Here is a 16,051-nt window from a genome sequence, read left to right as displayed (position 1 = left end):
CATGAACAGCACGCTTATCCAGACAGACCGTTTCGCCCTTAGCGAAACCGAGCGCTCGGCCATCGAGCACGAGATGCATCACTACGAAGATCCGCGCGCAGCGTCGATCGAAGCCCTGAAGATCGTTCAAAAAGAACGTGGCTGGGTGCCGGACGGCGCGATCTACGCCATCGGCGAGCTGCTGGGCATTCCCGCCAGCGACGTTGAAGGCGTGGCGACGTTCTACAGCCAGATCTTCCGCCAGCCGGTCGGCCGTCACATCATTCGCGTGTGTGACAGCATGGTCTGCTACATCGGTGGTCACGAGTCCGTGGTCAGCGAGATCCAGACCAAGCTGGGCATCGGCCTGGGCCAGACCACCGCAGACGGGCGCTTCACGCTGCTGCCGGTGTGCTGCCTGGGCAACTGCGACAAAGCGCCGGCGTTGATGATCGACGACGACACATTCGGTGATGTCCAGCCATCGGGCGTTGCCACGTTGTTGGAGGGCTACCCATGACCCTGACTTCTTTCGGGCCTGCCAACCGCATTGCGCGCACGGCAGAAACCCATCCGTTGACCTGGCGTCTGCGTGACGACGGCGAGCCGGTGTGGCTTGACGAATATCAGGCCAAAAACGGCTACGCGGCGGCCCGCAAGGCATTCGCCGACATGGCTCAGGACGATATCGTCCAGACCGTGAAAGACGCCGGCCTCAAAGGTCGTGGCGGTGCAGGTTTCCCCACGGGTGTGAAGTGGGGGCTGATGCCCAAAGACGAATCCATGAACATCCGTTACCTGTTGTGTAACGCCGATGAAATGGAACCCAACACCTGGAAAGACCGCATGCTGATGGAGCAACTGCCCCATCTGCTGATCGAAGGCATGCTGATCAGTGCTCGCGCCCTGAAAACCTACCGCGGCTACATCTTCCTGCGTGGCGAATACACCACCGCGGCCGTGCACCTGCGCCGTGCCGTCGAAGAAGCCAAGGCAGCGGGCCTGCTGGGCAAGAACATCCTGGGTTCGGGGTTTGATTTCGAACTCTTCGTACACACCGGTGCCGGGCGTTATATCTGCGGTGAAGAAACCGCACTGATCAACTCCCTTGAAGGCCGTCGCGCCAACCCGCGTTCCAAACCGCCGTTCCCGGCGGCCGTGGGCGTTTGGGGCAAGCCGACCTGCGTGAACAACGTAGAGACCCTGTGCAACGTACCGGCCATCATCGGCAATGGCGTTGACTGGTACAAATCCCTGGCCCGCGAAGGCAGCGAAGACCACGGCACCAAGCTGATGGGCTTCTCCGGCAAGGTCAAGAATCCCGGGCTGTGGGAACTGCCGTTTGGCGTCACCGCTCGCGAGCTGTTCGAAGACTACGCAGGCGGCATGCGCGACGGCTTCACGCTCAAGTGCTGGCAGCCAGGCGGTGCCGGTACGGGTTTCCTGTTGCCCGAGCACCTCGACGCACAAATGTACGCCGGGGGTATTGCCAAAGTCGGTACCCGTATGGGTACGGGTCTGGCCATGGCCGTGGACGACAGCGTCAACATGGTTTCACTGCTGCGCAACATGGAACAGTTCTTCGCGCGCGAGTCGTGCGGGTTCTGCACCCCGTGCCGTGATGGCCTGCCATGGAGCGTCAAGCTGCTGATGGCCATTGAGAAAGGCGAAGGCCAGCCGGGCGACATCGAGACCCTGCTGGGTCTGGTGGGTTTCCTCGGCCCGGGCAAGACGTTCTGTGCTCACGCACCGGGCGCCGTGGAGCCACTGGGCAGCGCAATCAAGTACTTCCGTCCAGAGTTCGAAGCCGGCATTGCGCAAGCAAAACCCGGTGTTCCACCTCTGGCACGCCCGATTGTTATCGGCGCGTAACGTTCTGAATGGGGGCGGTCCGTGCCGCCCTCTGATCGTTCGATAACGCCGTAAGGCTGGGTTGCTTCGAACGAATAACAAGATTCCATTAGCCACGCCCGCTGACACCGGGCCAACGAAGACCTTTGAACCATGGCCACTATCCACGTAGACGGCAAAGAGCTCGAAGTCGATGGGGCAGACAACCTGTTACAGGCCTGTCTGTCGCTGGGACTCGATATTCCGTATTTCTGCTGGCACCCTGCCCTGGGCAGTGTTGGCGCCTGCCGCCAGTGTGCAGTCAAGCAATACACCGACGAGAACGACACCCGTGGTCGTATCGTGATGTCCTGCATGACCCCGGCCACTGACGGAAGCTGGATTTCCATCGACGACGAAGAAGCGAAAGTGTTTCGCGCCAGCGTTGTCGAATGGCTGATGACCAACCACCCGCACGACTGCCCTGTGTGCGAAGAAGGCGGTCACTGCCACCTGCAAGACATGACCGTGATGACCGGTCACAACGAACGCCGCTACCGCTTTACCAAACGTACCCACCAGAACCAGGAACTCGGCCCGTTCATCGCTCATGAGATGAACCGCTGCATCGCCTGTTACCGCTGCGTGCGCTTCTATAAAGACTATGCGGGCGGTACGGACCTCGGCGTTTTCGGCGCCCACGACAACGTGTACTTCGGTCGCGTTGAAGACGGCGTTCTCGAAAGCGAGTTCTCGGGCAACCTCACCGAAGTCTGCCCGACCGGTGTGTTCACCGACAAAACCCACTCCGAGCGCTACAACCGCAAGTGGGACATGCAATTTGCGCCCAGCATCTGCCACGGTTGCTCCAGCGGCTGCAACATCAGCCCGGGCGAACGTTATGGCGAGCTGCGCCGGATCGAAAACCGCTTCAACGGTTCGGTCAACCAGTACTTCCTGTGTGACCGTGGCCGCTTCGGTTACGGCTACGTCAACCGTAGCGACCGCCCACGTCAGCCGCTGCTGGCCGACGGCAACAAGCTGAGCGTCGACGCGGCCCTGGACAAGGCCGCCGAACTGCTGCGCGGTCGCAACATTGTGGGTATCGGTTCGCCTCGTGCCAGCCTCGAAAGCAACTACGCGTTGCGCGAGCTGGTAGGCGCCGAGCACTTCTACTCGGGTATCGAAGCCGGTGAGCTGGAGCGTATCCGCCTGGTGCTGCAAGTCCTCAAGGACAGCCCACTGCCGGTGCCAAACCTGCGCGACATCGAAGCCCATGACGCGATTTTCGTCCTGGGCGAAGACTTGACTCAGACCGCCGCTCGTATGGCGCTGTCATTGCGTCAGTCCGTCAAGGGCAAAGCTGAAGCGATGGCCGATACCATGCGCGTTCAGCCATGGCTTGACGCCGCGGTTAAAAACATCGGTCAGCACGCGCTGAATCCGCTGTTTATCGCCAGCCTGGCTGAAACCAAGCTGGACGACGTCGCTGAAGAATGCGTTCACGCTGCACCGGACGATCTGGCCCGCATCGGCTTCGCCGTGGCTCACGCCCTCGATGCCAGCGCGCCTGCTGTCGACGGTCTGGATGCCGAAGCCCAGCAATTGGCCCAGCGCATCGCAGACGCCTTGCTCGCTGCCAAACGCCCCCTGATCATTGCGGGTACGTCACTGGGCTCCAAAGCCCTGATCGAAGCGGCGGGCAACATTGCCAAAGCCTTGCACCTGCGCGAAAAAGCCGGCTCCATCAGCTTGGTCGTGCCGGAAGCCAACAGCTTGGGTCTGGCCATGCTCGGCGGCGAATCGGTAGACGCCGCACTGCAAGCCGTGATTGACGGCCAGGCAGACGCCATCGTGGTGCTGGAGAACGACCTGTTCACCCGCGTGGACGCCGTGAAGGTGAACGCTGCGCTGGACGCTGCCAAGGTCGTGATTGTTGCCGACCATCAGAAAACCGCCACCACCGACCGTGCCGATCTGGTATTGCCGGCCGCCAGTTTCGCTGAAGCCGACGGTACGCTGGTCAGCCAGGAAGGCCGCGCCCAGCGCTTCTTCCAGGTGTTCGACCCTCGTTATCTGGATTCCGCCAACCTAATCCATGAAGGCTGGCGCTGGTTGCACGCCCTGCGAAGCACCCTGCTGAACAAGCCGGTGGACTGGACGCTGCTGGATCACGTGACTCAGGCCACTGCCGCCTGCACGCCAGATCTGGCCGGCATCGTAGACGCTGCGCCTTCGGCCGAATTCCGCATCAAAGGCCTGAAACTGGCACGCGAACCGCTGCGTTACAGCGGCCGCACCGCCATGCGCGCCAACATCAGCGTTCACGAGCCGCGTACTCCGCAAGACCCGGACACCGCGTTCGCCTTCTCCATGGAAGGTTACTCGGGCTCCGTTGAGCCGCGTCAGCAAGTGCCTTTTGCCTGGTCACCGGGTTGGAACTCGCCACAAGCGTGGAACAAGTTCCAGGACGAAGTCGGCGGCCACATCCGTGCGGGTGATCCGGGCATTCGCCTGATCGAAAGCAAAGGTGATTCGCTGAACTGGTGCGCCAACATTCCAGGCCCGTTCAACCCGGCCCGTGGCACCTGGCACGTCGTGCCGTTCTATCACCTGCTGGGCAGCGAGGAGAACTCCTCGAAAGCCGCGCCGGTACAAGAACGCATCCCGGCCGCCTACATCGCGCTGGCCAAGTCCGAAGCCGATCGCCTGGGCGTCAATGACGGTGCGCTGCTCAGCCTGAACGTAGCCGGTGTGACCCTGCGCCTGCCGCTGCGTATCAATGAAGAGCTGGGGGCTGGCCTGGTGGCATTGCCTGCCGGTCTGGCTGGCATCCCGCCTGCGATCTTTGGTCTTACCGTTGACGGTTTGCAGGAGGCAGCCCAATGACCTGGTTCACGCCTGAAGTGATCGACGTGATTCTCTCGGTGGTCAAAGCCGTGGTAATCCTGCTCGCCGTGGTGGTGTGCGGTGCGCTGTTGAGCTGGGTCGAGCGCCGTTTGCTCGCCCTGTGGCAAGACCGTTACGGTCCGAACCGCGTCGGCCCGTTCGGCGCGTTTCAGATCGCCGCCGACATGATCAAGATGTTCTTCAAGGAAGACTGGACGCCGCCGTTTGCCGACAAGGTGATTTTCACCCTGGCACCGGTAGTGGCCATGAGCGCCTTGCTGATCGCCTTCGCGATTATCCCGATCACCCCGACCTGGGGTGTGGCAGACCTGAACATCGGCATCCTGTTCTTCTTCGCCATGGCCGGTCTGTCGGTGTACGCCGTGTTGTTCGCCGGCTGGTCGAGCAACAACAAGTTCGCCCTGCTCGGCAGCCTGCGCGCTTCGGCCCAGACCGTGTCGTACGAAGTGTTCATGGGCCTGTCGCTGATGGGCATCGTGGTTCAGGTCGGCTCGTTCAACATGCGCGACATTGTTGAATACCAAGCGCAAAACCTGTGGTTCATCATTCCGCAGATCTTCGGTTTCCTGACCTTCTTCATTGCTGGCGTCGCCGTGACTCACCGTCACCCGTTCGACCAGCCGGAAGCGGAGCAGGAACTGGCCGATGGTTACCACATTGAATATGCCGGCATGAAATGGGGCATGTTCTTCGTGGGTGAATACATCGGGATCGTGTTGATCTCGGCGTTGCTGGTGACTTTGTTCTTCGGTGGCTGGCACGGGCCGTTCGGCATCCTGCCGCAGATTCCGTTTATCTGGTTCGCCCTGAAGACTGCGTTTTTCATCATGATCTTCATCCTGCTGCGCGCCTCTATTCCGCGCCCTCGGTATGACCAAGTGATGGACTTCAGCTGGAAGTTCTGCCTGCCGCTGACCCTGATCAATTTGCTGGTAACCGCCGCAGTCGTGTTGTTGAACACGCCCGCCGGCGCGGTTCAGTGAGGATAGAGACCCATGTTCAAGTACTTGTTTGACATCGTGCATGGCACCTACACCCAGCTTCGCAGCCTGGTGATGGTGTTTGGCCATGCCTTCCGCAAGCGTGACACGCTGCAATACCCGGAAGAACCGGTCTACCTGCCACCGCGTTACCGTGGCCGGATTGTCCTGACCCGCGACCCGGACGGCGAAGAGCGTTGTGTTGCCTGTAACCTGTGCGCCGTGGCGTGCCCGGTGGGCTGCATCTCGCTGCAAAAAGCCGAAACCGAAGATGGCCGCTGGTATCCGGAGTTTTTCCGCATCAACTTCTCACGCTGCATTTTCTGCGGCCTGTGTGAGGAAGCCTGCCCGACCACCGCCATCCAGCTCACGCCGGATTTCGAGATGGCCGAGTTCAAACGTCAGGATCTGGTGTACGAGAAAGAAGATCTGCTGATCTCCGGTCCCGGCAAGAACCCTGATTACAACTTCTATCGTGTTGCGGGTATGGCCGTTGAAGGCAAGCCGAAAGGCGCTGCTCAGAACGAAGCCGAGCCGATCAACGTGAAGAGCTTGCTGCCTTAAGGAAGAACGATGGAATTCGCTTTCTATTTCGCATCGGGTGTCGCTGTCGTGTCCACGCTGCGCGTGATCACCAACACCAACCCTGTGCACGCCCTGCTCTACCTGATTATTTCGCTGATTGCCGTGGCGATGACCTTCTTCAGCCTCGGCGCGCCGTTTGCGGGCGTACTCGAAGTGATCGCCTACGCTGGCGCCATCATGGTGCTGTTCGTGTTTGTGGTGATGATGCTCAACCAGGGCCCGGCCTCGGTGACGCAGGAGCGCCACTGGCTCAAACCCGGCATTTGGATCGGACCGAGCATTCTGTCCGCCATCCTGTTGGCCGAATTGCTGTACGTGCTGTTTGCACAGCAGAGCGGCGCAGCCATCGGTCAAACCACCATTGATGCAAAAGCCGTCGGCATAAGCCTGTTCGGCCCGTATCTGCTGGTGGTCGAACTCGCCTCGATGCTGTTGCTTGCAGCAGCGGTGACGGCGTTCCACTTGGGCCGCAACGAGGCGAAGGAGCAATAAGATGCCTGGAATACCTTTGGAACATGGCCTTGCAGTAGCAGGTGTCCTGTTCTGCCTCGGTCTGGTTGGACTGATGGTTCGCCGTAACATTCTCTTCGTATTGATGAGTCTGGAAATCATGATGAACGCGGCTGCCCTGGCGTTCATCGTTGCCGGTGCACGCTGGGCGCAACCGGATGGACAAGTGATGTTCATTCTGGTGATCACCCTGGCAGCCGCCGAGGCCAGTATTGGCCTGGCGATCCTGCTGCAGCTGTATCGCCGCTTCCACACGCTTGATATCGATGCTGCCAGTGAGATGCGCGGATGAACCTTCTCTTTCTGACTTTCGTATTCCCCCTGATCGGCTTTTTGCTGCTGTCGTTCTCCCGTGGACGCTTCAGCGAAAACCTCTCGGCCCTGATCGGCGTTGGCTCCATCGGCCTGTCGGCGCTGGTGGCCGCGTACGTGATCTGGCAATTCAACGTTGCGCCGCCTGAAGGCGGTCACTACACGCAAGTGCTGTGGCAATGGATGGCAGTGGGTGAGTTCAAACCGAACTTCGCCCTTTACCTGGACGGCCTGTCAGTCACCATGCTCGGCGTGGTGGTCGGCGTCGGCTTCCTGATCCACGTGTTTGCCTCTTGGTACATGCGCGGTGAAGACGGCTACTCGCGTTTCTTCGCCTACACCAACCTGTTTATCGCCAGCATGCTGTTCCTGATCCTGGCCGATAACCTGTTGTTCGTGTACTTCGGCTGGGAAGGCGTGGGCCTGTGCTCCTACCTGTTGATCGGTTTCTACTACAGCAACCGCAACAACGGTAACGCCGCACTCAAAGCCTTCATCGTGACCCGCATCGGCGACGTGTTCATGGCCATCGGCCTGTTCATTTTGTTCCAGCAGTTGGGCACGTTGAACATTCAGGAGCTGTTGGTTCAGGCACCGCTGAAGTTCCAGGCCGGTGATTTCTGGATCGTGCTGGCGACCCTGATGCTGCTGGGCGGCGCGGTCGGTAAATCGGCGCAATTGCCTCTGCAAACCTGGTTGGCTGACGCCATGGCTGGCCCGACGCCCGTGTCGGCACTGATCCACGCCGCCACCATGGTGACCGCCGGTGTTTACCTGATCGCTCGTACCCACGGCCTGTTCACCCTGGCGCCTGAAGTCCTGCATCTGGTGGGCATCGTGGGCGGCGTGACACTGGTACTGGCCGGCTTTGCGGCACTGGTGCAAACCGACATCAAACGTATCCTGGCCTACTCCACCATGAGCCAGATCGGCTACATGTTCCTGGCCTTGGGCGTCGGCGCATGGGATGGTGCGATTTTCCACCTGATGACCCACGCCTTCTTCAAGGCACTGCTGTTCCTTGCTTCCGGTGCGGTGATTGTCGCCTGCCACCACGAGCAGAACATCTTCAAGATGGGCGGCCTGTGGAAAAAACTGCCACTGGCTTACATCAGCTTCATCGTCGGCGGCGCGGCCTTGTCGGCCTTGCCTCTGCTGACCGCAGGCTTCTACTCCAAGGACGAAATTCTTTGGGAAGCCTTCGCCAGCGGTAACAACGAGTTGCTGTACGCCGGTCTGGTGGGTGCGTTCATGACCTCGCTGTACACCTTCCGCCTGATCTTCATCACCTTCCACGGTGAAGCCAAGACTGAAGCCCACGCGGGCCATGGTGTTTCGTACTGGTTGCCACTGAGTGTGCTGATCGTCCTGTCGACTTTTATCGGCGCAATGATCACGCCTCCACTGGCGGGCGTACTGCCACAAAGCGTTGGCCATGCCGGCGGCGAAGCCAAGCACAGCCTTGAAATCGCCTCGGGCGCCATCGCATTGGCCGGTATCCTGCTGGCCGCCCTGCTTTACCTGGGCAAACGTCGTTTCGTGACGGCTGTAGCCAACAGCGGCATCGGTCGTTTCCTGTCGGCCTGGTGGTTCGCCGCGTGGGGCTTCGACTGGCTGTACGACAAACTGTTCGTCAAACCGTACCTGTTGATCTGCCGCCTGCTGCGCAAGGACCCTCTGGACCAGACCATCGGCCTGGTACCGAAGATGGCCAAGGCCGGGCACAACGCCCTGAGCCGCAGCGAAACCGGTCAACTGCGTTGGTACGCTGCTTCCATGGCTGCCGGTGCTGTACTGGTCATGGGCGCCATCGTACTGGTAGCGGTCTGATATGAACCTTCGACATTGCGAAAGGAATTGAGCCCGTCATGATTCTGCCTTGGCTAATCCTGATCCCCTTTATCGGCGGCCTGCTGTGCTGGCTGGGTGAACGCTTCGGCGCCACCCTGCCACGCTGGATTGCGTTGCTGACCATGTCCCTCGAACTTGCGCTCGGCCTTTGGCTGTGGGCGCACGGGGATTACCACCTTGCCCCCAACCCGGGTGCCGACCCGGTCTGGGCGCTTGAATTCAAGCACGTCTGGATCGAACGTTTCGGCATCAGCGTGCATCTGGCACTGGACGGCCTGTCCCTGCTGATGATCTTGCTCACCGGCTTGCTGGGTGTGCTGTCGGTCTTGTGTTCCTGGAAAGAAATCCAGCGTCACGTGGGCTTCTTCCACTTGAACCTGATGTGGATCCTGGGCGGTGTGGTCGGCGTATTCCTCGCCATCGACCTGTTCATGTTCTTCTTCTTCTGGGAAATGATGCTGGTGCCGATGTACTTCCTCATCGCGCTCTGGGGTCACAGTTCATCGGACGGCAAGAAAACCCGTATCTACGCAGCGACCAAGTTCTTCATCTTCACCCAGGCTTCCGGCCTGATCATGCTGGTGGCGATCCTGGGTCTGGTGCTGGTCAACTTCAATGAAACCGGCGTGCTGACCTTCAGCTATGCCGAGTTGCTGAAAACCAAGATGTCGCTCACCACCGAGTACATCCTGATGCTCGGCTTCTTCATTGCGTTTGCCGTGAAATTGCCGGTCGTGCCGTTCCACTCCTGGTTGCCGGATGCTCACGCACAAGCGCCTACCGCGGGCTCGGTCGACCTGGCCGGTATCTTGCTGAAAACCGCTGCGTACGGCCTGCTGCGTTTTGCCCTGCCGCTCTTCCCGAATGCTTCGGCCGAATTCGCGCCGATTGCCATGACACTGGGCCTGGTCGGGATTTTCTACGGCGCATTCCTCGCCTTCGCACAAACCGATATCAAGCGTCTGATCGCTTTTTCCAGTGTTTCCCACATGGGCTTCGTACTGATCGGGATTTACTCCGGCAGTCTGCTGGCTCTGCAGGGCGCGGTGATTCAGATGCTGGCGCACGGTGTATCGGCGGCGGCGCTGTTTATCCTCAGCGGTCAGTTGTACGAGCGCCTGCACACCCGTGACATGCGTGAAATGGGTGGTTTGTGGTCGAAGATCGCCTACCTGCCAGCCATTAGCCTGTTCTTTGCCGCGGCGTCGCTGGGCTTGCCGGGCACCGGTAACTTCGTTGGCGAGTTCCTGATCCTGATGGGCTCGTTCGCCAGCTTCCCTTGGGTCACGGCGATTGCAACGACCGGCCTGGTGTTTGGTTCGGTCTACTCGTTGATCATGATTCACCGCGCCTACTTCGGCCCTTCCAAGTCCGACGCCGTACTGGCCGGCATGGATGCACGTGAACTGATCATGGTGCTCGGTCTGGCGGTTCTGCTGATTTTCATCGGCGTGTATCCGCAACCGTTCCTCGACACCTCTGCTGCGACCATGAATGGCGTGCAGCAATGGCTCGGCACCGCCTTCACTCAACTCGCTTCGGCCCGGTAAGAGCGCTATGGAATTCACGATCCAACACTTTATCGCGCTTGCTCCACTGTTGATTACCAGCATCACCCTCGTTGTGGTGATGCTGGCAATCGCGTGGCGCCGCAACCACTCACAGACCTTCCTGCTTTCGGTGGCGGGTCTTAACCTGGCATTGCTGTCGATCTTCCCGGCGTTGAAAGTCGCTCCACTGGCGGTCACTCCGCTGTTGATGCTGGACAACTTTGCCTACCTGTACATCGGGCTGATTCTGGTCGCGACCCTGGCCTGCGTAACCCTTGCGCACGCTTATCTGGGTGAAGGCGGCACCGGTTACCCGGGCAACCGCGAAGAACTTTACCTGTTGATGCTGCTGGCAGCGTCGGGCGGTCTGGTACTGGTCAGCGCGCAACACCTGGCTGGCCTGTTCATCGGTCTGGAACTGCTTTCAGTGCCTGTTTACGGGCTTGTGGCTTATGCCTTTTTCAACAAGCGCTCACTGGAAGCCGGCATCAAATACATGGTGCTGTCGGCGGCCGGTTCTGCGTTCCTGTTGTTCGGCATGGCCTTGTTGTATGCCGAAGCGGGTAGCCTGAGCTTCAGCGGTATTGGTCACGCACTGGCCGCCACTGGTGCTCCGAGCGCCATTGCCCAGCTGGGTTTGGGCATGATGCTGGTCGGTCTGGCGTTCAAGCTGTCGCTGGTTCCTTTCCATCTTTGGACACCAGACGTGTACGAAGGGGCGCCAGCTCCTGTGGCTGCATTCCTGGCCACCGCCTCCAAGGTCGCTGTCTTCGCTGTGATGGTGCGGTTGTTCCAGATCTCCCCGGCGGCCACCACCGGTGTGATGAGCGATGTACTGACCGTGATCGCGATCGCCTCGATCCTGTTTGGTAACTTGCTGGCCCTGACGCAAACCAACCTCAAGCGTCTGTTGGGTTACTCGTCCATCGCCCACTTCGGCTACCTGCTGATCGCTCTGGTAGCGAGCAAAGGCATGGCCATGGAAGCCATCGGCGTTTACCTGATCACCTACGTGCTCACCAGCCTGGGTGCATTCGGTGTGATCACGTTGATGTCCTCGCCTTACAAAGGGCGTGACGCGGATGCCCTGTATGAATACCGCGGCCTGTTCTGGCGCCGTCCGTACATGACTGCCGTACTGACCGTGATGATGTTGTCGCTGGCCGGTATTCCGCTGACCGCAGGCTTCATCGGCAAGTTCTACATCATTGCTACCGGCGTTCAGGCGCAGCAATGGTGGTTGGTCGCTTCCCTGATCCTGGGCAGCGCCATCGGCGTGTTCTACTACCTGCGTGTGATGGTCACCCTGTACCTGGTTGAGCCAAAACTGCATCGCCACGATGCCCCGTTGAACTGGGAGCAGAAGGCAGGCGGCGTCATGCTGCTGGCGGTGTCGATACTGGTGTTCGTGCTGGGCGTTTACCCTCAGCCGATGCTGGAACTGGTGCAACGCGCAACACTGGGCTTGCTGGGCTAAACACCCTTCGCTCGCCCCACTACCCCGTGAAAGCCTGGCTTTCACGGGGTATTTTTTTGTCTGCGCGTTATCACACCCTACGCCGCGCAGGACCCTTAAAAATACACATCGACCCACCGACGACTGACAGTAAAAATGGCCATTTATTTAAGCCTTCTACCCTTTCGCTGATAACGCCTCTCACACGGTTTAACTGTGACTTCACGTCCAACTTAAACACATGAATCAAACATCCTTTACCTATTTAAAACGTTGCATGTAAACACACCCTCTTACGTTTACAGCTTATAAAACATACCCAACAGAATCCTGATCAACGACGCATTGACAGTCATTGTCGCCCCTCATAAATTCATCAGCCTTTCACTTTCACGTTCAACCACTTACCTGAATTCACCTTTGCACTTCACGCTTACACATACAGGAATACTTTATGCATCCCGCCATTGAACACAGCGGTCATTATTCGACGAGCGACGGTCATCAATTATATTGGGAGCGTCATGGAACCCCCCAAGGCGAGCCCATCTTCTTTCTCCATGGTGGGCCAGGCGGTTACTGCAACAACAAGCAACTGCTGTTCTTCGACCTTAATCATTTTGACGTTATTTTATTTGATCAGCGAGGCTGCGGACGCTCCACTCCCCAAGGCGAGTTAACAAACAACAACACCGATGCAGTGGTTCAAGACATAGACGATCTGCGGCACTATTTCGGTTTTGAGCGCATCAGCCTGCTCGGAGTGTCGTGGGGCAGTTGGCTGGCGTTGAAATACCAGCACCGTTTTAAGCATCGGGTAAGACGCGGCGTTGCCGCCTCCGTATTTGTACCTGTCGATGAGGTTTTCGATACCTATGACCGGATACTTCAGCAGACCCTTGAACGTTTGCCCGAGGCAGGACTGACCCTTCAGCGAACCTACAACACGTTATGCACCGGCACCCCGCAAGCCCGTCAGGCGGCGGCATTGAGCTGGAGCAAAGCGCATCTGGGAGAGTCCATGACGGATGAGCAACTGAACGCCTTTGTGGATCACTCAGCCATTGCCTCCATCCGCCTGGAACTGCATTACCACCTCAATCACTACTTTTTCATCCCTGCCGACATGCTCCTCAGGGTTGGCCCGAGGATGACCCTGATTCAGGGCATCGACGATACGTGCGGTATGGCCAGCCTTGACTGGCTTCGGAAACGGTCTCGCGCCTCAGTCGTACAGGTGAGGGCTGGCCACAATGCGCTTGAGCCAACCTTACTCAGTAAAATTCGCCACACACTGAATCCTTGAGGCTCGTGTAAGAAAATACCGACTAATGAAGTTGAATTCATCCTCATTTTTTAAAATCAATGAAAACCACTACACACGCCAGAAGATTTTCTACGCGGCGCAAACACCCTATTTAAAGTTCAACTCCAAACATCTTACACGCGCCACCTTGCACTCCAACTCAACTGCCTATTCCCTATCGGTCTGAAGCAGCACGCTAAACTGTGTGCTGCGTGACAGCACAGCGACGATATATTGAACAGTACCGAACAACTATAAACATGTAGCCAAACATTGCGCTCAACTGAAATATTGAAAATAACGTTCATTGACATGAAATAACAGACACTACTAAATTCAACGTGTGCTTTGACAGTCAAAGCCAATTCAAACCCTCCATCCAATAAGAAAAGGTTTTCGATATGGGCTACTACATGGCAATGAACACCCAAGCGCTGCCTGATACAGAAACGCTTGACTCACAAACCGAGCAACAATATCTGGAACAACTTGAACTGACCGACGCTGAGAAAGAAGAACTCACCGCAGACTGATACTTCAAAGAGGGGACGTTTGTGACGTCCCCTCCTTAAATCGGAATGTTTTATGACTCACTCGATTATTGCGCACGAACGTGAGCTTTCATTAGCCGAGGCCTATGCCCGAGTGCTTCAAGAACTGGCCTGCCTCGGGCTTGTCGGCTCGGCTCACACGCTCGGGGAACGCGTCGTGAATACCCGCGTCACGCTGACTGACGCACACTCGACGCCCAAGGGGGCCGGTTCCGGAAAAGGCTATGCTGACAACGCCTTGGTAGGAGCCTACTTCGAGGCGCTGGAACACTACCTGAGCGAACACCATGAAATGCACGCGGGGATTGAGATGCGCCCTGCGAACCGTTACGCGCGCGACGGATTCTTTCACGACGACAGTCTTCTGGATTGCGTCATTCAACACACTGAAGCTCACATCGCCAGCCGCCAATATCACAGCCCCCTCGACACTTCGACCTTCTACTACCCGGTCGCCTTCAGCTTGCCCGCGTACAACGCCAGGCCGTTGGCCGGGGACACCTTCGACTACGCCGGTATTCGGCGTTACTTCAGCAACAGCGGCATCGCCATTGGCGCCACCTACAACGAAGCAGCACTGCACGCCATTAATGAATGCCTGGAGCGCGATGCGCTTTCACTTTTCCTGCTCAGACATTTTTATTATCAACAAGACCGGCCTCTACGCCGGGTGCAGCGCCCGCAACCTCCCCATTCACTGGCCACACTCTGGCAGGACGTTGAATTAGAGTTGGATGCAGACGTGGTTCTGCTCGACATCAGCAGTGAGTTTTGCGTTCACACCTACCTCGCCTTCAGCCTTGGCGATAACCGGCCTATTGGCCTTTTCGGCTGTGGAACTTCATTAAGCGCCCCCCATGCTGCCGAACGCGCCCTGACCGAACTGGTGCAATTGCGTTTGAGCGCAACCCGTGCCGACACTGCCCGACACCTGGAACTGCAATGGCGTCACTTGGCATCGTTCCCCCGGCTCCAGCGTTGTCTGCGTCTGGATATAGACGACCTGATGAGCAAGTCCCGCCAGCAATGTGTGACGCTGCCAGCGGACTGCGAACACCGCACGCTGGACGAACAGATTCGCGTCATTGCCCATAACGTGCGCAGCCACAACCGCGAACTGGGGATCAGCATCCTCTATCAAACCGACAGCGGTACTACGTTGGCCAATGTGGTGATTCCGGGGCTTGAACGTTTTTATATCGTAAGCACCGGTAACGTTGTCATCCCGCAAGCCCGCGGACAGGCGCTCAATGAGTGTTACGGGTGACCTTATGAATCATGGCCTGAGCGTCCACCACGAGCAGCAGGTCATGCAGCAGATCCGTGAGATCTGCTGCATGAAGACCCACCAACACGCGTCGTGGACAGAACCCGTCGGTCCCGGGCTTAACAACCTGTTCATGCTTACTATCAAGGACACCCTTTGGGTGGGCCGTAAAACACTTATAACCGCCTTCGAAGGCAGACAGCACCTGTCTAGCCTGATCCTGCCGTCCATGTTGCTGGGACGTTTTACCCGTGTTGTTTATGAGAACGATGGCATCACCGTGCAGTTCATTACGGCGTGCGAGCAAGAAAAAACTCAGCTCTTTCTCCTGGCATCCAACCTGACGGACAGCGCGCTCTACTTCCCCTACCCTGTCCTCGATAACCGCGCACAGGAACACGTCATGCGCGAGGAGCACTGGCGCTTCAGCGAAGCACTGGCCCATACACTGGACAGGGATGAACAGCACTTTCGAGAGCATTGCATCGCCCTGCTGCAATCGCGACTCACGCCCGGTGCTCAACTCCTCGACCCGGCGTGTTCCACCGGTGCGTTCATGGCGTCCATTGCCCGCGCCCTGCCCCATACCCGTTGCACGGGGGCCGATTGCTCATCAAGCATGATCGACCAGGCTCGCGCCCGCCATCGATTACCCAATCTGGAATTTCACCATCGTGCGGCCCAAGCAACGCTGGAGCCGGCGGCAGAATGCGATGTTATGTTTCTGCGCTTTCTCAACGCCGAGGTGATGAGTCGCGATCAAGCCCAACACCTGCTGGTGCTGCTTTTGAAGCAATTGAAGCAGGGGGCGATGGCAATCGTGTTCGGCCATACCCCGGTGCTACCCAATATGGGGTATTGGGCGGGCGTATTGGGCTTGAACCTCATGTCCTCCCTGGCCGCGCGGCCGGGCCAACTGGAGTTGTTTGAATGCTATGTGCTGCAATCACCGACTGATTAAACC

The 16,051-nt window shown here is 58.4% G+C and carries 14 protein-coding genes; all 14 read left to right on the top strand.

What is annotated here, in order from left to right:
* Position 1: 1 nt before the first annotated feature.
* On the top strand, positions 2 to 499 hold the full coding sequence (gene nuoE / locus IF654_RS08460; protein ID WP_047274305.1) for an NADH-quinone oxidoreductase subunit NuoE: 498 nt from the start codon (positions 2 to 4) through the stop codon (positions 497 to 499).
* Positions 496 to 1,851: an NADH-quinone oxidoreductase subunit NuoF gene (gene nuoF, locus IF654_RS08455; protein WP_047274304.1), complete on the top strand. Its 1,356-nt coding sequence runs from the start codon at positions 496 to 498 to the stop codon at positions 1,849 to 1,851. The genes nuoE and nuoF overlap by 4 nt, the downstream gene beginning before the upstream one ends.
* A gap of 132 nt (positions 1,852 to 1,983) precedes the next feature.
* Positions 1,984 to 4,698: an NADH-quinone oxidoreductase subunit NuoG gene (nuoG, locus tag IF654_RS08450; RefSeq protein ID WP_194862589.1), complete on the top strand. Its 2,715-nt coding sequence runs from the start codon at positions 1,984 to 1,986 to the stop codon at positions 4,696 to 4,698.
* Positions 4,695 to 5,702 (top strand): NADH-quinone oxidoreductase subunit NuoH, encoded by a 1,008-nt coding sequence (gene nuoH, locus IF654_RS08445; RefSeq protein ID WP_047274301.1) that lies wholly within the window; start codon positions 4,695 to 4,697, stop codon positions 5,700 to 5,702. The genes nuoG and nuoH overlap by 4 nt, the downstream gene beginning before the upstream one ends.
* A gap of 12 nt (positions 5,703 to 5,714) precedes the next feature.
* A complete protein-coding gene (gene nuoI / locus IF654_RS08440) occupies positions 5,715 to 6,263 on the top strand; it encodes an NADH-quinone oxidoreductase subunit NuoI (protein WP_016780194.1) in 549 nt (182 codons plus the stop codon).
* 9 nt (positions 6,264 to 6,272) lie between these two features.
* A complete protein-coding gene (gene nuoJ / locus IF654_RS08435) occupies positions 6,273 to 6,776 on the top strand; it encodes an NADH-quinone oxidoreductase subunit J (RefSeq protein ID WP_047274300.1) in 504 nt (167 codons plus the stop codon).
* A 1-nt stretch (position 6,777) separates the two neighbouring features.
* Positions 6,778 to 7,086, top strand: a complete 309-nt coding sequence (gene nuoK / locus IF654_RS08430) for an NADH-quinone oxidoreductase subunit NuoK (protein WP_003446970.1) — start codon at positions 6,778 to 6,780, stop codon at positions 7,084 to 7,086.
* Complete coding sequence (nuoL, locus tag IF654_RS08425) at positions 7,083 to 8,936, top strand: NADH-quinone oxidoreductase subunit L (protein WP_047277731.1); 1,854 nt, start codon at positions 7,083 to 7,085, stop codon at positions 8,934 to 8,936. The genes nuoK and nuoL overlap by 4 nt, the downstream gene beginning before the upstream one ends.
* A 38-nt stretch (positions 8,937 to 8,974) precedes the next feature.
* Positions 8,975 to 10,507, top strand: a complete 1,533-nt coding sequence (gene nuoM, locus IF654_RS08420; RefSeq protein WP_047274294.1) for an NADH-quinone oxidoreductase subunit M — start codon at positions 8,975 to 8,977, stop codon at positions 10,505 to 10,507.
* A gap of 7 nt (positions 10,508 to 10,514) precedes the next feature.
* The gene (nuoN, locus tag IF654_RS08415) at positions 10,515 to 11,984 is read left to right on the top strand and encodes an NADH-quinone oxidoreductase subunit NuoN (protein WP_047274292.1); all 1,470 of its coding nucleotides are present in this window, start codon (positions 10,515 to 10,517) and stop codon (positions 11,982 to 11,984) included.
* Between the two features lie 433 nt (positions 11,985 to 12,417).
* Positions 12,418 to 13,269: an alpha/beta fold hydrolase gene (locus tag IF654_RS08410; protein ID WP_194862590.1), complete on the top strand. Its 852-nt coding sequence runs from the start codon at positions 12,418 to 12,420 to the stop codon at positions 13,267 to 13,269.
* Positions 13,270 to 13,670: 401 nt separating this feature from the next.
* Positions 13,671 to 13,802, top strand: a complete 132-nt coding sequence (locus IF654_RS23100; protein ID WP_255164158.1) for a hypothetical protein — start codon at positions 13,671 to 13,673, stop codon at positions 13,800 to 13,802.
* 52 nt (positions 13,803 to 13,854) lie between these two features.
* Positions 13,855 to 15,087 (top strand): YcaO-like family protein, encoded by a 1,233-nt coding sequence (locus IF654_RS08405; protein WP_194862591.1) that lies wholly within the window; start codon positions 13,855 to 13,857, stop codon positions 15,085 to 15,087.
* Between the two features lie 4 nt (positions 15,088 to 15,091).
* Positions 15,092 to 16,048 carry a class I SAM-dependent methyltransferase gene (locus IF654_RS08400; RefSeq protein ID WP_194862592.1) on the top strand — a complete coding sequence of 319 codons (957 nt, stop codon included), beginning with the start codon at positions 15,092 to 15,094 and terminating at the stop codon, positions 16,046 to 16,048.
* The last annotated feature ends 3 nt before the right edge of the window (positions 16,049 to 16,051 follow it).

The sequence above is a fragment of the Pseudomonas lundensis genome (assembly GCF_015377145.2).
GTDB lineage: Bacteria > Pseudomonadota > Gammaproteobacteria > Pseudomonadales > Pseudomonadaceae > Aquipseudomonas > Aquipseudomonas lundensis.
Note: the sequence above shows the minus strand (reverse complement) of the source record. Positions and strands in the feature narration are given on the sequence as shown.